This is a genomic window from Spirosoma areae, assembly GCF_054781775.1.
In genome coordinates, this window is sequence record NZ_BAAGTT010000033.1 from 1 (window position 1) to 18,296 (window position 18,296).

Sequence of the window (18,296 nt, forward strand, 5' to 3'; positions counted from 1 at the left end):
TCATCAGCGTCGGTTAAGGGTGGATTATGAACGTTCGGTAAAGGTCTCCGAAGCGATGATCCAACTGGCAATGATTCGTATTATGATTCGACGTTTTTAATTTTTAGACAGCCTCTTAGAATACTGAACTTTTTTGACATATAGTTGAACCCCATAGACATGGGGCGGCTTTTTTATTGTCTCAATTTTGTCATATCATTTACACCTAAAATCTTCAGACATGAAAAAGTTACTATCCTCGCTGATGGCACTTGCTATTACTCTGGCAATTTCCTGCAACACCGACCATAGAGTTCCTAACCCAAATTCCGCTGAAACCAGCACCTATACATCGGAAGTAGCGCTGAAGTGGATGGATATGCAGTTGCGTTTATTTAGAACCAACCCCACCTTCATCGGTGGTTTTCCACCGCACCGTTTCATGGGCTATACCGCCATCGCCTTATACGAATCGGTGGTTCAGGGTATGCCCGCTTATCAAACCCTTGCCGGGCAGCTAACCAATATCCCGCCATGCCGCAAATTTCCGCTCAGGATACCTATCACTGGCCTACCTGTGCCAATGCAGCACTGGCCGCCATGAACCGAAATTTTTTCGTAACCACCACCGATGCCAATAAAGCCGCGATAGACTCATTGGAAAATGCCTTTACTGCTACCTATCAAACGCAGATTAACGATACAGGTACGTTTAACCGGTCTGTTGCCTTCGGTAAAGCGGTGGCTCAATTAATTTTTGACTGGTCAAAAGCAGATGGGGCTTCCAGTGCCAATGCCGCTTATGGGCCACCCGTTGGGCCTGGTCTCTGGGTGCCAACCCCGCCCGCCAATGCCGCACCGTTCGGGCCTTATTGGGGAAATAATCGCCTGCTGTTTCCGAACAGCCTTAATGGATCTGCTCCACAAGCACCACCTGCTTATTCGACGGATACGGCTTCGGAGTATTATAAGATGATGAAAGAAGTATATGATGTGTCCCAAGCGCTTACACCTGAACAAACAGCTATCGGTCTGTATTACCGGGATAATCCTGGCTTCGGTGGAGGGCATTATTTATCGCTTATCAGGCAAATAGTATCACAACAAAACCGCAGTTTAGATTTCTCGGCTTATTTATATGCTAAGGCAGGAATAGCCGTGGTAGATGCGGCCATTGGTACCTTCAAAAGCAAATACCAGTACAATCAGGAGCGTCCCATAACATACATAAGGAATGTACTGGGGTATTCGTCGTGGAATGCATTGTTTGCCACTCCTAATTTTCCCGATTTCCCTTCGGCACATTCGGTCATATCGGGTGCTTTTGCGGAAGTATTGAAAAAGGATTTAGGCAACAATTATCAATTTACCAATCATGCCTACGACTATTTAGGTATGGCTCCCCGTACCTATAGTTCTTTAGATGCTATGGCAACAGAAATAGGATTATCGAGATTGTATGCTGGCATCCATAATCGGATAGCCATTGATAGAGGCACTACAATGGGCAATAAGATTGGACAAAATATTAATAATGGGGTTAAATTTTTGAAATAAATTAGTAGCCTTTTCAACAAGTCCGCTCGTCAGAATATGGGGATTGCGGACTTGTTTAGATTCCTCGCCTGGCTGCTTACAAATTATGAACTGTTTATATAGCCCTTTGTATAAGTAAATATAGAGACCTTAAACAGGCTCAAAGTAAATTTAGTACAGCTTTTAAATTATTCAATTTTTATTGTTCAGTTAATCAAACTGGTTCACGATACTCTCGATCATTCGGTTGCTGACGTGCGTGTACTATCACGTTTTTGAGCAGATAGAGAAACTGAGCAAATTTACTCACGGTTGGATATGGCTGATTTCACTTCCAGCCCGCTCAACAGGCAAAAGTTGAAACCTCTAAACTATTTATAACCCTCAACAACCAGTGCACAAAGTTTTTTCGTACCTTTGCGGCCACGTTTTACGAGGGGGATGCGTCCCCCATCAAAACCAAACAAGCACAAATGGCTGTTAAAATTCGTTTAGCGCGTCGTGGACGCAAAAAAATGGCGATGTATGACATCGTGGTAGCTGAGTCAACCTCGCCACGCGATGGCCGATTTATCGAAAAAATCGGTTCGTACAACCCCAACACCGACCCTTCGACGGTCGTATTGAAGTCGGAACGGGCCGTTCACTGGCTCATGGTAGGCGCTCAGCCGACCGATACCGCGCGTTCGGTATTGTCGCACGAAGGCATCATGTATCGCAAACACCTGCAGGTGGGTGTCAACAAAGGCGCTATCTCGCAGGAGCAGGCCGATGAGAAATTCACGACCTGGCAGGAAGGAAAGCAGAACCGCAAAGCCGACACGGCCGACACCAAAACGCAGACCAAAGAGCAGGCTCGTGCCGCTCGTCTGGAAGCGGAGAAAAAGGTGAACGAAGCCCGCGCTGAAGCAATTTCTAAGAAAAACAAAGTAGAAGAGCCCGTAACGGAAGTTGCAGCCCTGGTAGTTGAGACTCCGGTAGTTGATGAAACTCCCGTAGCAGAAGCTGCTGTGGCTGAAGAAACGGCTCCGGTTGTTGACGAAACGCCGGTTGTTGACGAAACGCCCGCAACGGAGGCTGTTGCCCCGGTTGCCGAAGTAGCGGCTCCGGCCGTTGATAAAACGCCGGTACCTGAAACAACCGCTGAGGCTGTTGACGAAACGCCGGTAGCAGACGTTGCACCGGTAGAAACGCCGGTTGCTGAGGAAGCTCCTGCTGTGGAAACTGCACCCATCGCTGAAATGCCGGTTGCTGAAGAAACGCCAGTTGTTGACGATGCTCCCGCAACGGAGGCTCCTGTTGCTGAAGCAACTACGGACGAAAAACCTAAAACGAACGCTCCGGTTGCGGAATAGTTTTTCGCTTTAATTTGTTGAAAAGAGCCTGTTCGTTTCTGGACAGGCTCATTTTGTTTACGATTTATGAAACGGTCCGCCGTTGCGGTACGAAGTACGATCTGATGGTACGGTACTAAATCGTAAACTGTAAATCGTAAATACATTGACCAAAGACGATTGTTATCAGGTAGGCCATATCACCAAAACGCATGGCGTTAGTGGTGAGTTAGTGCTTTTTTTAGATGTGGATAATTCCGCCGAATACGCTGACCTCGAATCCGTGTTGCTGGAGGTAAGAGGAGAGTTGATTCCATACTTCATCGAGTCTATCGCCATCGTGAAAGGTAGTCGCGCTATCATCGCGTTCGAGGATGTGGACACCATCGAGCAGGCCGAACGACTCATCAACTGCGGGGCTTTCCTGCCCTTGGCTGAGTTAGAACCCATAACCGACGAAACCCGATTTTATTTTCACGAAATTGTTGGCTATCAGGTTATTGATGCCGAAGCGGGCGAACTGGGCATTGTTCGGGGCGTGTATGCCATGAACGCGCAGGACCTCATTGCGATGGATTATCAGGGCAAAGAAGTGCTGATACCCATCAACAGCGATATTGTCAGAACAATTGATCGCGCCAGCCAGAAACTTAACGTCGCCCTGCCCGATGGCCTGCTGGCGATTTATATGGCAGACGACAAGGAGAAGCCAGAAACAGACGGCGACGAAGCTGACCACAGCCCAGACGATACGGATGAGAATTGACATCATTACCTGTCTGCCACGTCTGTTAGACAGTTTTTTCGCTCACTCTATTCTACAACGGGCGCAGCAGGGCGGCTATGTGGAGGTAGTAGTGCATGACCTGCGCGACTTCACCGCCGACAAACACCGGCGCGTCGATGATTACGCCTTTGGTGGGGGCGCGGGGATGGTCATGCAAATCGAGCCAATTGCCCGCTGCATCCGTTCGTTGCAGGCCGAACGGGTTTACGATGAGGTGATTTACATGACGCCCGACGGTGTGCGATTGAATCAGCAAACCACTAATGCCCTCTCCTTACGGCAGAACCTGATAATTCTCTGCGGGCATTACAAAGGCGTTGACGAGCGCGTTCGGGAACTGTTCATCACCAAAGAAATCAGCATCGGCGACTACGTGCTGAGTGGGGGTGAACTGGCAGCCTGTGTGCTGGCTGATGCGATTATCCGTCTCTTGCCCGGCGTATTGAACGACGAAACCTCAGCCCTGACCGACTCGTTTCAGGATAATCTGCTGGCCCCGCCCGTGTACAGCCGCCCGGCCGAATTTGAAGGCCACCGCGTACCCGACATTCTTCTGTCGGGTCATGAAGCCAACATTGACGAGTGGCGTCACGAACAGGCGCTCGAACGGACGCGAACGCGACGGCCGGATTTGCTGGACGAGTAGCCGTTGGTTTCTTATTGCGGATTTGAACTCACTATTTCGCAGTCGCAGCGTTTTGTGCCCGCCGGAAGCGTAACGGGCTTGTCGAAGGCACTTTTGGGGGCCAGCGTTCGGGTAAATGTGGTGTATTTTTCCTTGAGCACATTCCCCGCTTCGTCGAACGCGGTAACTTTTACGGACACGTCGCTGTGGGAACGGGACGACAGATTCCGGACCTCTACATCGACCGTTGAGGTGACCAGCACATTGGCTAATTCGGTACAGTCAACGGCCAAATCAATTGTTTGTGGGGAAAACGACGTATGGTTTCGCTTCGAAACGACGTAAAGCACACCCCCCACAACGACGAGTATAAGCAACAAAAGTCTTAGTAACGATTTCATAATCAGGGGTTACCGGTTTCTTTTTGTAATTCCTCCGCTTCCCGTTCCCGACGCTTTTGTTCGCGCCGTTCCTGCCGGAGTTGTTTGCGGGTTTTGACCGTATCAGCCGGGGCCTGTTCGCGGGCGGGTACCTGAACGGGGTCGGATTGTTGAACTGGCTGTTCAGCTTCGGTTCGTTTTTCGTCGGCTTTCTTACCGTTAAACAGCCGCCGGAAAAAATTGCCGATGCCGGTGCCTTCGTCGTTGTCAACGTCGTCGCCGGGTTCGGTCATCAAGCTATCCGATTGAAACAGCGTGTCGATCGGGGCCACCTCCTGGCGCAACCCTTCGCGCAGCCGAACATCATAGAAGCCATACGCGCCCGAATCGGGCGTTGTCAGGCCGCGCCGGGCCATAATGCGGCCAATCAGTTTGAAGTAGCCCCGCACATTACGAGTCTGGAGCGTTCCGCCGGGAATGAACCAGTCGAGTGCCCGTTTGGGACGGGGGACCACGAAGGCCAGAAAAATACTCTCACCCAGGTTGAGGTTAGCCGGGCTTTTGGCAAAATAATACCGGGATGCCTCCCCAATGCCGTAGACGTTGCGGCCCCACTCGATGATGTTCAGATAAACCTCATACATCCGGCTTTTGGAAACGATATGCTGGTTTTCGATCAACCAGACGATGAGGATTTCCTCGACCTTGCGCGACAGGGTTTTGTTGCGGTTCAGAAATGCATTTTTAACCAACTGCATCGACACCGTACTGGCACCCCGTTTAAAGGATTTCTCCTTGAAATTGGTAGCGATAGATACCCGGAATGCTTTTTCGTTGAAGCCTTTATGCGTAAAGAAATTATAATCTTCCGAGGTTAGCAGCGCATTCCGTAGATCGGGCGAAATCTGATTCAGGGGGGTGTAGTCGGGGTTTTCGGGGCCAACGACGATGTCGCGAACGGGTTTGCCTTTTTCGTAGGGTGTGTACACGAATGGCTGGTTGATGGCGGCAAAATCGGTTTGTCCCATTTTCAGAATTCGGAAGCCGTCGGCTGTCAGGCCCGAGTTGAATTTAACTGAGTCGGGCAGCGAGGTGTCTAACTGAAACGCCAGGTCATACCGGAGTTTACCCACTACCTGCATGCCTTCGAGCGACTCGAACAACCCGTGCGGAAACGAGTTGAACAGGGCCTGGGCATTCATCGGGTCCGTGTGCAGTTGCAACTCATACATTTTCGTCGGCTTGAGGGTATATTTCACAAAAGGCCTGGCGCTGACTTCACCTAAGCGCAGGACCGACGAACTATCGATGCCGATGTAATTTTCGCCTACAAACAGATTCGCTTCCATCGAAGCCCGTGGCACCAGTACGTCAGTTCGGGCAATGGCGGGGTGATTGATTCGTAAATTTTTAACCGAACCGGCCCCTTCGAGCCGAAACTCACCACCTGATCGGTCTACATCCCGAAGTTCGGCCCGGAGGGTGTCGGCCTGCACCTTAAGCTTGTACTTTTTCTGGATGTAGGGCACTTCAATCGGTTTGGATTGGCCATTCTGCCCTTCTGCATACAAGGCCAGATTATATTCGCGGTCGCTGGGGTCGGCCGTACCTGTTATGTGCCAGGTTGCCTGATTGCCATTCAGTTTAATGGTCGAGGATACCGCTTCGTCGCTAATAACTGCCGTTTGGGTCAGCAGGCTTACTGTATCGGTATTGTCCAAGGCTCTGAACTCCAGATTGCTGATATTCAGGTCGTCGGGAATTTTGGACAGAATATTGTCAATCAGATTCTCGGTTAAGTCGGCGAGATTGGTTCGCTGGTTTGTTTCGGAAGCCGGGTCTGACACCACCACCGTCGCGTCGCGTTTACGGTGGAGCAGAAAGTCGATATTTGTCAGTGAATCATGCTTAACGACCTGAATCAGCCCGTTTTCGAGCCTCATACCCGACAGCCCGATTTCTCCCGCCAGCAACGGCCAGAACCTGACCGCCAGTTCAACCCGCTGAATACGGGCCAGGCTATCGCGTTTGGCAGGCACCACCGAAATGTCGGTAAAAGCCAGCGAACTAAGACCCGTAAATTTTGCCGAACCAATCCGAACATCGAGATCATAGTCTCGTTTGGCGATGCGGATGCCTTTGGCCAGGGCGGTTTGCAACAAGGTTTCCCGTTTGGAATAAGCAATGCCTACACCCACCAGCGCCACTAAAAATAAACTTAAAAATACCCAACCCGCTATGCGGAGGGCTTTCTGTTGACGATACGTCATGCCTGGTAACTATTCGCGAAAGCGCAAAGATAGGGGTTTTAGGCAAGGGGCAAGGAGCGGGGCGCACGGAGCAGGGCGTAAAAGCAGAAAATGCACCGCTACTTATTCTCCGCGCTTCCGGCCCCGCGCTCCCGGCTTCACGCTCAAAAAATCCAAATGACAATTTGTCCAGCCATCGTCGAAACGGGTGCCAAACTGTTTGTAAAAGCCAATCGCAGGCTCATTCCAGTCCAGCACCTGCCACATCATGCCGGTGCAGTGAGTTTCACCAGCCATGTCGATGGTTGCATCTAAGAGTAATTTGCCAACGCCGTACCCCCGAAACTCTTCCGTTACGATGATGTCTTCCAGATACAGCCGTTTGCCCTTCCAGGTGGAGTACCGAAAGAAATACAAGGCCATACCAACGATTTTCTGACTGTCGGAGTCCTCCGCCATAATCATCCCGAAAAGGGGAGTGGGGCCAAACCCGTCGATGGCCATTTGTTCGGCCGTGTTGGTGACCTGATCGGCTGCTCGTTCATAGACAGCTAATTCAGTAACTAAAGCGAAGGCTTCCGGTATATCTTCCAGGGTGCCGGGGCGGATGGAAATCATTTTTGAATGAATAATGTAGAATGAACCGCACGGGCGGCCCCGAATGAATAATGGTTATGAATCAGTTGACAATTGTACAGTATTCATTGTACATTATCCATTAATCTCCGCCATTTATTAAGTGCGGACTGAAAATCGGCGGGTAACTCCGAATCGAACTGAAGCCACTGACGGCTGCGCGGGTGCGTGAACCCCAGCGATTTAGCGTGCAGCGCCTGCCGGGGTATGAGTTTGAGGGCATTCTCAACAAATGCTTTATAGCTGCCAACGGGGCTGCCCCGCAGAATTCGGTCGCCCCCGTACATGGCATCGTTGAAGAGCGGATGGCCGATGTGCTTAAAATGCGCCCGAATCTGATGGGTGCGGCCCGTTTCCAGCTTGCACTGCATCAGCGCAACGTAGCGCAGGGTTTCCAGCGTTTTATAATGCGAAATCGCCCATTTCCCTTTGCTCTCATCGTCGTAGATCGTCTGCACTTTCCGATCTTTCAGACTGCGGCCAATGAAGCCCGTAATAGTGCCGTCGGGTGGGTTTGGAATGCCCCACACCAGGGCGTTGTAAGTGCGCTCGATGGTGTGCTCGAAAAACTGCCGGGCCAGATGCGACATGGCGTATTCGGTTTTGGCAATCACCATCAGGCCCGACGTGTCTTTGTCGATCCGATGCACCAGACCGGGCCGGATGTCGCCGTTGCGCGAGGTGGGCAGGTTCTGGAAATGATACACCAAGGCGTTGACTAAGGTACCGTCCCAGTTGCCATGTGCCGGATGAACCACCATGCCCGCCGGTTTATTGAGCACCAATAAGTCGTCGTCCTCGAAGACAAGGTTGAGTGGAATGTTTTCGGGCTTGATGTCGGTTTCGCGGGGCGGGTGCGGCAGCGACACCGTAATGACGTCTGACGGTTTGATTTTGTAGCTCGCTTTCGTAACGTTACCATTCACCCGAACCGACTCCACGTCGATAGCGGCCTGAATTTTGGTGCGCGTGGCGTTTTGCAGCCGGTCCATCAGAAACCGGTCTATCCGCAGTAAATTCTGGCCTTTATCGACCACAATGCGGTGGTGTTCGTATAATTCGTCGTCTTCGGGTAATTCGTCTTCTGTTTCTGCCACTGTTTTCTCTTGCTCTTTAAACCTAAAAAATTTTGAAAACCGTTTAGGTTTGTGTACTGCAAAACTACGGATTATGACTGAACTTGTCCGGCACCTCTTAGATTTGGCCCGCCACTCGCCGGTCCACTTTCTTGACGATCCGTTTCCGGAACGGGTACCTATCCGTCTGTTTCTGAAACGTGACGATTTGCTGCATCCGCTGGTATCGGGGAATAAATGGCGTAAACTCAGGTACAATCTGCTGGCGGCTCAGGAGCAGAGATTTACAACCTTACTAACCTTTGGCGGAGCGTATTCCAACCACCTCTACGCTACGGCTGCGGCTGGACAGGAGTTTGGTTTCCGAACCATCGGTATTGTGCGGGGCGACGAATTAGCCAGCCAACCCCTGAACAAAACCCTGACTTTCTGCCGATTGGGCGGAATGTACCTGCATTTCGTGAGCCGAAACGACTATCGCCGAAAAGACACGCCGGATTTTCTGGATGAGCTAACCACCCAGTTTGGCCCTTGCTACGTTCTGCCCGAAGGCGGCACCAACGCCCTGGCTATTCAGGGCACATCTGAGATTATCCCCGAAATCATCGCGCAGTTGGGCCATGCACCTGAGTATGTGTGTTGCCCCGTCGGCACGGGCGGCACAGTGAGCGGACTGGCACAATCGGCACCGGCAGGGACAACCGTGCTGGGGTTTGTTGTTCTGAATACTGTTTCAGGTTCGGTGTTTCAGGGTCCAGGTTTACGCTTAGCTAACCTGGACCCTGAAACACCGAACCTGAAACGCATAGTAACGTATCATTTTGGCGGCTATGCCAAAACCACGCCTGAATTACTCCGGTTCATCCGGGCCTTTGAACAGAAAACCGGCGTTTTGCTGGAGCAGGTTTATACCGGCAAGATGCTCTACGGCATTTACGACCTCGCCCGGCAGGGATATTTCCCCAATGGCGCAACCGTTGTGGCCGTGCATACGGGCGGCTTGCAGGGGCGGAGTGAGGAACTGACGCCACTAATTACCACAGAGTGAGACTTCTAAGCCGCGACTGGCTGGTTACTGCTGACGGGCAGGTGGATAATGAACTCGGTTCCCTGGCCTTCGACCGTCTCCATACTGAGCGTTCCGCCGTGCCCTTTCGTCACCATGTCGTAGCTCAGCGACAACCCCAGCCCCGTACCCTGACCCGCTGGTTTAGTCGTAAAGAAAGGCTGGAAAATTTTTTGTTGAATACTTTCCGGTATTCCCATCCCGTTGTCACGAACCCGAATTTCCACGAACCCACCATCGCGCCCGTTGGCTATGGCCGGGCGTTTCTGGTTGGAAGTATTGCCAGCCTGGCCGCTCTCGTTGGTAGCCAGCAGCCGGGTGCTGACGGTAATCGTCGGCAGGAAATCGGCAGGCTGCTGTTTTTTCTTATCCGAAAGGGCGTAGAAGGCATTGTTGTAGAGGTTTAGCAACACCCGGCCCAAATCCTGCGGCACCGCGTCGATAAGGCCCACTTCCGGGCCGAAGTGGGTAATAAGTTCGGCATTGAACTCTTTATCTTTAGCCCGCAGGCCGTGATACGCTAATTTCAGGTACTCGTCGGCTAATTGATTAAGGTTGGTTGGGCGTTTCTCGCCGGTGCTGGTTCGCGAGTGTTGCAGCATTCCCCGCACAATTAAATCGGCCCGACCGCCGTGATGATGAATTTTCTGCAAGTTCTGCGTTAGATCGTCCACCAGTTCGCCAGCGTATTCTTTTTCGGCAGCAGGCAATTGCTGGAACGGCCCTTCGGTCAGTTCCTTCAGGAGTTCGATGCTTAGGTCCGAAAAGTTATTGACAAAATTGAGTGGATTCTGAATTTCATGGGCAATACCGGCGGTCAATTCCCCCAGCGACGCCATTTTTTCGCTTTGTATCAATTGCACCTGCGTGGCTTTCAAATGGTCGAGCGACTGCTGAAGCTGCGCGTTCTGCTGGCTCAGCAAGCCTTCCTGCCGGTAGTTTTGGGTGCGGAAATAATACACAATCAGAAACAGAATGCATATCGACAAAAAAACATTGACGTTATAGACATCCGTACTGTAAGGGTTATGCAGGAACGGTGGGATAACCGTCATGGCGTAGCGGACGAAAAACAGGGCTGCCACATTGAGCAGGAATAAACTAATGACAGGCCAGGCACCCCGAAGAAACAGCATAGGCTGGATACCATTGGCAATCAGGAGGTATTCGCTGCCGTCGTTTTTCTTGGCAATTGGGGTAAATACATACAGCAGGGTCGTGAGCAGAATGTAGTAGTAGGCGGCTGCATTGTAGCGACGAAGATAGCTGAACAGCAGGGTCGGAGCCGTTAGGAAGGCATAAGCCAGACAAAGGTAAAACGTAACATAATCCGGCGAATTAATCAGCGTCAGCACGTATAACAGGTACACGACTGTGGCCATACCCGCAATGCCGTTCAGCAGCCGAACCCGTTTGTAATCCCAGGGACTCATGCCGTCGTAAACCCCAATCGTAACGATGCGCTCCCAAACCCGCATCACGGGACGCCATAGTCTCTGAAAACGTGTTTTCATGGCTATTAAGTGGTAAACAAGGTGACTCAGCCTGAATTCATCAGGCCGGAAGCGGTATGCCCAGATGCTCCCGCCAGTAGTCACTGACAAACACCTGGTGCGGGTCCAGTTGGGTTCGAAGATCCAGCCACCGGTCGAAATTCGGGTATCGGTTACGCAGATAGCCAACTCCCTGGGCACTGTTGCCATCGGGCAGGAACTTACCCCAGTGGGGCCGGAAATTAAACGGTTGCAGTAGATTCCAGAAGTTAGGGTAGAACGAATCCGTCGGGCTACCCGTGTTTTTGGCGAACCAGAACACGTCGATCCGGATAACGTCGGTCTGGTAGGATGGGCTTAGCCAGAATCGGCTCGCTTTGGCCGCATAAATCTCGCAACTGAACGTACCCGTGTTGTCTAAGCCGCCCGCATAAAAAGTACGCAGCGTTTTCATTACTTCGGTCGCCTGCTCAATCGGAATCCAGAGTTCGGTAAACCAGACCGGCATCAGGTCGTCGTCCATCTGATTGTCCATTGGAATGCCGTTGTACCAGACATCCTGAAACTTCTGCGGCCCTTTGTCGCCGTCTAACTGAACAAACGCTTTCAGCAAGACCGGTATGATTCCATTCAGAATCGGAATGGGCTTCACCCAATCGAGCACCCTCAACACCCCATCGGCCAGTATCTCCGCCGGAATCGGCGTATCCATGTTTATCAGCGACATGATGTCAAGGCGGGCATACGGTACTTCCTGATATGGGATGGGAACAAAATCGGGGTCGTTGCCAATGTTATGCGCCTGCCAGACAACCATCCGTTCGAGGCCGTGCTGCGGCCACCACATCAGCCGCGTGTACTGGGTTTGTTGCAGATACGCTTCAAACCCGATGCGGCCGGGCGTTTCCCCGAAGAGGTTGATGGGGCAGTCGGCCACCTCGGTTGTGGCTTCCTGACCCGCAATATTGAATTTATCGACGCAGCTAAACGTGGCCGACACGATGACACCAAATAGCCCCAGGGCTACCCCGGCAGCAAAAAACGGGTTGTCGGCGTCGCTAAAGCTGGGGTCATTCTGGCTGAAGGTTTTCAACTGCGCTCCATTGGGGCCACCCGTCACGAGGGTCAGACTCACCAACTGGTCATCAAACGAATACTGGGTCGAGCCGCCCGATGAGCCGGTCGACAAAAATCCACCGACGGTTTGGTGGCTGATGCCGCCCAAATCGGGAATGGCCCAGCCGTGTTGATCCAACTGGTAGAGCAGCGAATTTTCCAGCGTTGAGGTATGGGTCGGGTCATGCGGATCGAGACCTAAGTGACAACCGCCCTGTACGGTCACCTGCCGGGCCGCATCGTCGAACGTGACAGCAATCATATTGGTCAGCATCAGGTAGATGCGGGGTCGGGACGAAGGCCCTGTTTCAAGGTCGCCGATGAGGGGAAAGGAGTGGGCCGACCCCCGCATACAGATAATGGCTTTCTGCTGATGGGCTACATTCACTACGGCCATCACCTCCTCGCTGGTGGCGGGCAGGTGGTAGGTTACGTTGTCGATTTGCGTTGTTTTGATGGTGCTAATGGAGGGCGCTTCCATGATAATAAGGGTTCAGAAAGAGGGTGAACGGGCAGGAAAAAACGACGTGGTATCACCGGAAAGGGGGCTAAGCGGCCGTTTCCAAAGCTAACGGATAGTTTTATTTGAAGCAAGAAAATAACTGACTGCCTGAAGGTTAACGTAAGGATTGCGTAGCTGAGCTACTTGCATAAAGAAAGAAGGTTGTTTATAGTGAGTAACTGCTGTTACGTTGGGGTGTAGATGCCATGCCTGCGGGCAACTTGCCGGGTTGAGTTCGACAGGAGTACAGATTTTAATCCTGTCGGAAAAACTTGTTCTGTAGCCTTGAAGGCTGTGTGAAACCCATTCTCCGAATAATTCTATAACTTGCCCGCATGGAAACAATTTTCACCACCGACCGCGTCAGACCCCTGCTGGCACAGGTTAAAGCCTTTGTTGAGACTGAACTCATACCGCTTGAAGACGGCTTCTCGCATCATAACCTTAGTGCCCTCATCCCAATTCTGGACCAGAAACGCCAATTGGTCAAAGCCGCCGGTTTGTGGGGCCTGCACCTGTCTGAAGAGGATAATGGACACGGCCTGACACTCTGCGAATTTGGACAAATCAGCGAAGCGCTGGCCCACGCGCCGTTTTTCGGGCATTACGTATTTGGCTGTCAGGCACCCGACATCGGCAACACCGAACTACTCCACCGGTTTGCGTCCGCCGAACTGAAGGAGCGGTATTTAAAACCCCTGATGGCGGGCGAAATCCGTTCCTGCTTTTCCATGACCGAACCCGATTTTGCCGGCTCAAATCCTACCCGGATGGCGACAATGGCCGTTCGGGATGGCAACGAATACGTTATCAACGGGCGAAAATGGTTTACCTCCTCCGCCGATGGCGCTGCCTTTGCGGTAGTCATGGCCGTAACCAACCCCGACGCGGCACCCCACCAGCGTGCCAGCATGATCATCGTTCCGACCGATACGCCGGGTTTCAAAATAGAACGGAATATTCCCGTATTTGGCGAACCGGGCGAAGGCTGGTTCAGTCATGCCGAAGTGACGTATACCGACTGTCGGGTGCCGCTCTCAAACGTGATTGCGGGCGAGGGCATGGGCTTCCGGCTGGCGCAGGAACGGCTCGGGCCGGGGCGCGTGCATCACTGTATGCGCTGGATTGGCAACGCCGAAAAAGCCCTTGACCTGATGTGCAGGCGAGCCGCCACGCGCGAGATCGAAGACGATGTGATGCTGGGCGAAAAGCAGTTTATTCAGGATTTTATTGCCGAAAGCCGGGCCGAAATTGATGCCTCCCGGCTGTATGTGCTCAACACGGCGTACATGATCGACACGGTGGGCGTGAGCAACGTGCGCGATGCCGTGTCGGCCATTAAATTCTATGTGGCTAATGCGTTCCTGCGGGTACTCGACCGCGCCATTCAGGTGCATGGCGCATTGGGCGTAACGGACGACACGGTGCTGGCGGCCATGTATCGCCATGAGCGGGGCGCACGCATCTGGGACGGTGCCGATGAAGTACATAAGCAGAATTTAGCGGCCAGCATTCTGAAAAAATATGGGTTGGATATCAAGCAAAAAGCCCGCGAACTGCGGCAGTTTCGGCAGATGATGGCGGCTGAACAAGAGTAATGATGAATGATGAAATGGCTCCGTTCTCGCTCGGCTTAGTCGGCTGCGAACGGAGCCATTTCATGGCGTAAAATAGTTAATACTAACTATTGAATGATCGGGTAGTGGAGGGGAAATTTGAGCAATCGTCTCATCTCTCTTTATGCCGCCTTACGCTCATGAAAATAACTCCGTTCGTTCGCGCTTTATTTCTATTGCTGGCTGGGTTGCTGGCTCAATCCTGTGAAACGTTTAAACCCACTATAGATGCTTCATTTGAGGATACCCAAATATATCAGGGGCAGACATCCTACTATGTAACCAATGATGAAAAAGGGCCTGCATTGGGGTTTAATATTGTATTCTCTCATTTTATTGGCTTGGGGGCGTCGAATAGTTCAACTCTATACAGCAACCCGCCAGCCACCAAAACCTTAATGGCCAGTACCAGTAATCGCTTATCGTTTGGGTCGGGCTATACACCACCCAAACCCACTTCATTCTTTACCAGCGACCGTTTTGCGTTAATGCCCGCTTTGGAACTGGTTCAAAAGGGGGGCAAAACAAAATATGCCGGTGGTAGCGATGTTACCCGCCTGCTGTATCTGGAATTGCCGGTCTATGCTATTTATCGCCACTATTTACCTGACAATAAAGGCGAACTGTTCGGAGGGTTAGGGCCTTACTTCGGCTATGGCCTTTCGGGTACATTTAAATCTACCTTCAACGGCCAGGCCTTTAGTTCCCCTGCCTTTGATGCGACGAACGGTGGTCTCAAGCGTTTCGATGCTGGGTTGGCTTTCACCGTCGGCTACCAGTTACCCAGCAGCCTGCGTATTCGGCTGGGCTACGAATTGGGGCTGGCCAATATTGAATCAGGGTCAGGATATGAAAAATCCTACAATCGGGCCTTTAGTGTAAATGTGGGGTATCCGCTGGGCAAGATTGTCGATAAACTGAAAAAGCGATAGACGATGGCAGTCTGGATTAATTTAAAATTAGTGAAGAGTGAAGAATGAAAAGTGATGAATACAACCTACTTTTCACGCATCATTCTTCATTCTCCTTTATGATTGCTTCCGATGCGCCCCGCGCTGTTCGTTTGGGCGAAGAACTTGATTTGATCGCCCTGAATGAATACCTGCATACACACGCGCCCGACATGGGCCATGTGATTGAGGTTCAGCAGTTTCCGGGCGGCTTTTCCAACCTGACTTACGCTCTTAAAACCGCTGATACTAATTACGTGCTTCGCCGGCCACCGGTTGGGGCCAACATCAAAGGCGGGCATGACATGGGCCGTGAGTTTCGTGTGCTTTCATTGTTGAAAGGGCATTACGACAAAATTCCTGACCCGGTTGTTTACTGCGAATCGTCCGACGTACTGGGGGCACCGTTCTATATCATGAAGCGGATTGCGGGCCTGATTCTGCGGGCATCCATGGCTCCCAGGCTGAATTTGTCTCCCGAACGGATGCGTCAATTATCCGAAGCATTAGTCGATAATCTGGTTGCCATTCACGCGCTGGACATCGATGCAACGGGCCTGATTCAACTGGGCAAACCCGAAGGCTACGTGCAGCGGCAGGTGGAGGGCTGGCGCAAACGCTACCACAATGCCGAAACCGACCCAATTCCGGCTATGGACCGTGTGGGCGAGTGGCTCCCGCAAAATTACCCATCCGAACAGGCACCGGCTTTTCTGCATAACGATTACAAATTCGACAACGTCTTGCTGGCTCCCGATGAAACCACCGGCGAACCATTGCCGGTAATCAAAGGCGTTTTAGATTGGGAAATGGCCACCGTCGGCGACCCGCTCATGGATTTAGGGGCTACCCTGGCCTACTGGTCCGAAGCGACAGACAGCCCCGCTTATAAGAATTTCAATCTGACCTGGCTCGCCGGCAACCTGACCCGGCAGGAAGTCGTGGCCCGCTATGCCGCCCGAAGCGGGCGCGAGTTGACCCATATCCTGTTTTATTACGTATTTGGGCTGTATAAAAACGCCGTGATTGCCCAGCAGATTTACGCCCGCTGGAAGCAGGGCCACAGCCAGGATGCCCGTTTTGGCCACCTGTTGCCCATGATTGTTGAACTGGCCAACAAGGCGGCTGGAGCGATTGAGAGCGGGAGGATTTGAGGGAAATGTAAGCTTACTTTCTATAATCTGTTACTAAATCATCGAAAGCCAGCAGCAGGCGACGACGGTAGGGATTATCGAGTCTGACAATCAGCGATACAAAATAGATAATACCGGCTTCGTCAACGATAGAGTCGCTAAACTGCGTGTATTCAAGGCCCTGATAGTAGCTGAACCAGTACGTGAACTTCCGCTGCCTTGCTTTGCCACGCTGGTCCGACATATCGCAGACATACACAACAACACGCTCGTGCTATTCAAAAAAGTTACCAAATATTCGGGCAATTGTTGGTGTATCAGGGAGTCTCCGGGCTGGCGTTTGCCCGTAGGATTTTCGATGACAACAATGCTTATTTCAAAAACAGATGGCTGAATCTCAGGGTCATTGGCGAAAATATAACCGCTCGGCTTGAATCTTACTTCGTAAAGAATTCGGTTGCTCGTCCTAAATAGAAAAGCATTCTCCTTCTCGTTTGTGAATTCATCACCTAACAACAGGCGTCCCTCGTTCTGCATTTTTACGATCAAGTTCAGCAACCAGCGCTTGTTTTGCCGGATTGTTTTTATAGTCTTCAATGGCCTCTTGCTCAGCGGCTTTCTTGTTGGCTACCATCTGCCGGACAATGGCTAAGGCCCGTTCGTGTCGCTCACCTTTTTTTGATTCTTCTGCTGTCATGACCGATGCGTATTAGGTTTTTAAAGCTAAAACCAATTTGGGGATAAACAGTTGCCGCCCTTATGCCTGCACACTGGCCCGGCGGAGTCGGTCGTTCATGGCCCAGCCCAGCCCTTCGTTGGGCAACGGCTCGGCGTAGATAACGTCGATGGGCAGCGCATCCAACGCCCGCAGGTGAGCAAACAGGTTTTTGGCAGCTTCGTTCAGGTCGCCGGTGGGGGAGAGGACGCGCTGATTTTCAGGTCGAAAGCCGCCGAACGGTTCCCGGAATGCCAACGCTCCGGCCCGCTCGTGTGGTTGCGGACTCTGGCCCGGCGAGAGCAGAATCAGTGGTTTGCGGGGAGCGTAATGGCTGCTTAGCATTCCCGGTGCTTTCGGGTTGGAGGTCGAATGGGTTCGCACCGATACCGGGCCAATTACCTGTTCAATCTGGTCTAAGGCCATGCCGCCCAGCCTATACACTGTAGCCTCGTTCTTCTCAAAGCCAATAATGGTCGATTCGATGCCGACACCGGCGGGACCACCGTCGAGAATATACGGCACCTGATCGCCCAGTTGATCGGCAACGTGCTGTGCGGTGGTTGGACTGATGTAGCCAAAGGGATTGGCACTCGGAGCCGCCAGCGGAAAATCGAGCGAGCGCAGTAAATCGAGGGTGAGCGGGTGGTTCGGAACCCGAACCGCCACTGTTGGCAGACCCGCCGTAACGAGGTCGGGAATCAGGTCTCGTTTGGGTAGGAGCAGGGTGAGCGGCCCCGGCCAGAACAGTTCGGCTAACTGACGGGCGGCTTCGGGAATCTCTGTAACGAACTGGTCGAGTTTGGCGAGCGAGTCGGTATGAATAATGAGCGGATCGAACGACGGGCGATTTTTAACCCGGAAAATCGTCAGTACGGCATCGGGATTGAGGGCGTTAGCGGCCAGCCCATACACCGTTTCGGTGGGAATGCCCACTACTTGCCCCGCTTCTAAAAAGGCCTTTGCCGCCTGCCCGTCAGTGCCAATTTGTGCCATAATTTCGTGGCGCAAAGATAGGGCCTTTTAGTGAAGAGAGCGGAAATAGCCTATAGGACAAGTTTATCTTTTTCGACAGGATTACAGGATTACATCAACGTAGAAAT

At 52.0% G+C, this 18,296-nt stretch carries 18 protein-coding genes; 9 read left to right on the forward strand and 9 right to left on the reverse strand.

The window, feature by feature from the left end; translation table 11 throughout:
- The first annotated feature begins 220 nt into the window (after positions 1-220).
- From ACYVI1_RS17905 to trmD, 5 genes are all read left to right on the forward strand, one after another.
- Positions 221-583: a hypothetical protein gene (locus ACYVI1_RS17905; protein ID WP_460912109.1), complete on the forward strand. Its 363-nt coding sequence runs from the start codon at positions 221-223 to the stop codon at positions 581-583.
- Positions 580-1,536, forward strand: a complete 957-nt coding sequence (locus ACYVI1_RS17910; protein WP_460912110.1) for a vanadium-dependent haloperoxidase — start codon at positions 580-582, stop codon at positions 1,534-1,536. Before ACYVI1_RS17905 ends, ACYVI1_RS17910 begins: the two co-directional genes overlap by 4 nt.
- 452 nt (positions 1,537-1,988) lie before the next feature.
- On the forward strand, positions 1,989-2,870 hold the full coding sequence (locus ACYVI1_RS17915) for a 30S ribosomal protein S16 (protein ID WP_460912111.1): 882 nt from the start codon (positions 1,989-1,991) through the stop codon (positions 2,868-2,870).
- Positions 2,871-3,015: 145 nt separating this feature from the next.
- Positions 3,016-3,615: a ribosome maturation factor RimM gene (gene rimM, locus ACYVI1_RS17920; RefSeq protein ID WP_460912112.1), complete on the forward strand. Its 600-nt coding sequence runs from the start codon at positions 3,016-3,018 to the stop codon at positions 3,613-3,615.
- Entirely contained in the window at positions 3,605-4,282 is a 678-nt protein-coding gene (gene trmD / locus ACYVI1_RS17925) for a tRNA (guanosine(37)-N1)-methyltransferase TrmD (RefSeq protein ID WP_460912113.1), read from the forward strand. Before rimM ends, trmD begins: the two co-directional genes overlap by 11 nt.
- 11 nt (positions 4,283-4,293) lie before the next feature.
- Here the strand turns inward: trmD and ACYVI1_RS17930 are convergent, their stop codons facing one another.
- The 4 genes from ACYVI1_RS17930 to ACYVI1_RS17945 all read right to left on the reverse strand — a co-directional run bounded on the left by ACYVI1_RS17930 (position 4,294) and on the right by ACYVI1_RS17945 (position 8,623).
- Entirely contained in the window at positions 4,294-4,662 is a 369-nt protein-coding gene (locus ACYVI1_RS17930) for a hypothetical protein (RefSeq protein WP_460912114.1), read from the reverse strand.
- A 2-nt stretch (positions 4,663-4,664) separates the two neighbouring features.
- On the reverse strand, positions 4,665-6,911 hold the full coding sequence (locus ACYVI1_RS17935; protein WP_460912115.1) for a transglycosylase domain-containing protein: 2,247 nt from the start codon (positions 6,909-6,911) through the stop codon (positions 4,665-4,667).
- Positions 6,912-7,013: 102 nt separating this feature from the next.
- Complete coding sequence (locus ACYVI1_RS17940; RefSeq protein WP_460912116.1) at positions 7,014-7,508, reverse strand: GNAT family N-acetyltransferase; 495 nt, start codon at positions 7,506-7,508, stop codon at positions 7,014-7,016.
- 83 nt (positions 7,509-7,591) lie between these two features.
- Entirely contained in the window at positions 7,592-8,623 is a 1,032-nt protein-coding gene (locus tag ACYVI1_RS17945; RefSeq protein ID WP_460912117.1) for an RluA family pseudouridine synthase, read from the reverse strand.
- A 73-nt stretch (positions 8,624-8,696) separates the two neighbouring features.
- Between ACYVI1_RS17945 and ACYVI1_RS17950 the strand changes: the two genes are divergently transcribed.
- The gene (locus ACYVI1_RS17950; protein WP_460912118.1) at positions 8,697-9,650 is read left to right on the forward strand and encodes a 1-aminocyclopropane-1-carboxylate deaminase/D-cysteine desulfhydrase; all 954 of its coding nucleotides are present in this window, start codon (positions 8,697-8,699) and stop codon (positions 9,648-9,650) included.
- A 5-nt stretch (positions 9,651-9,655) separates the two neighbouring features.
- On the opposite strand, the gene ACYVI1_RS17955 is transcribed toward ACYVI1_RS17950, so the two are convergent.
- On the reverse strand, positions 9,656-11,182 hold the full coding sequence (locus ACYVI1_RS17955) for a sensor histidine kinase (RefSeq protein WP_460912119.1): 1,527 nt from the start codon (positions 11,180-11,182) through the stop codon (positions 9,656-9,658).
- A gap of 40 nt (positions 11,183-11,222) precedes the next feature.
- On the reverse strand, positions 11,223-12,758 hold the full coding sequence (locus ACYVI1_RS17960) for a D-arabinono-1,4-lactone oxidase (protein ID WP_460912120.1): 1,536 nt from the start codon (positions 12,756-12,758) through the stop codon (positions 11,223-11,225).
- A gap of 356 nt (positions 12,759-13,114) precedes the next feature.
- Between ACYVI1_RS17960 and ACYVI1_RS17965 the strand changes: the two genes are divergently transcribed.
- From ACYVI1_RS17965 to ACYVI1_RS17975, 3 genes are all read left to right on the forward strand, one after another.
- Complete coding sequence (locus ACYVI1_RS17965; protein ID WP_460912121.1) at positions 13,115-14,377, forward strand: acyl-CoA dehydrogenase family protein; 1,263 nt, start codon at positions 13,115-13,117, stop codon at positions 14,375-14,377.
- A 158-nt stretch (positions 14,378-14,535) separates the two neighbouring features.
- Positions 14,536-15,327, forward strand: a complete 792-nt coding sequence (locus tag ACYVI1_RS17970; RefSeq protein ID WP_460912122.1) for a porin family protein — start codon at positions 14,536-14,538, stop codon at positions 15,325-15,327.
- Positions 15,328-15,425: 98 nt separating this feature from the next.
- A complete protein-coding gene (locus ACYVI1_RS17975; protein ID WP_460912123.1) occupies positions 15,426-16,499 on the forward strand; it encodes a phosphotransferase family protein in 1,074 nt (357 codons plus the stop codon).
- A gap of 13 nt (positions 16,500-16,512) precedes the next feature.
- Here ACYVI1_RS17975 and ACYVI1_RS17980 read toward each other — a convergent pair whose 3' ends face one another.
- The 3 genes from ACYVI1_RS17980 to ACYVI1_RS17990 all read right to left on the reverse strand — a co-directional run bounded on the left by ACYVI1_RS17980 (position 16,513) and on the right by ACYVI1_RS17990 (position 18,189).
- Entirely contained in the window at positions 16,513-16,737 is a 225-nt protein-coding gene (locus ACYVI1_RS17980) for a DUF6169 family protein (protein ID WP_460912124.1), read from the reverse strand.
- Between the two features lie 246 nt (positions 16,738-16,983).
- Complete coding sequence (locus ACYVI1_RS17985) at positions 16,984-17,175, reverse strand: hypothetical protein (RefSeq protein WP_460912125.1); 192 nt, start codon at positions 17,173-17,175, stop codon at positions 16,984-16,986.
- 60 nt (positions 17,176-17,235) lie between these two features.
- Positions 17,236-18,189, reverse strand: a complete 954-nt coding sequence (locus ACYVI1_RS17990; RefSeq protein ID WP_460912126.1) for an L-threonylcarbamoyladenylate synthase — start codon at positions 18,187-18,189, stop codon at positions 17,236-17,238.
- Between the last annotated feature and the right edge of the window lie 107 nt (positions 18,190-18,296).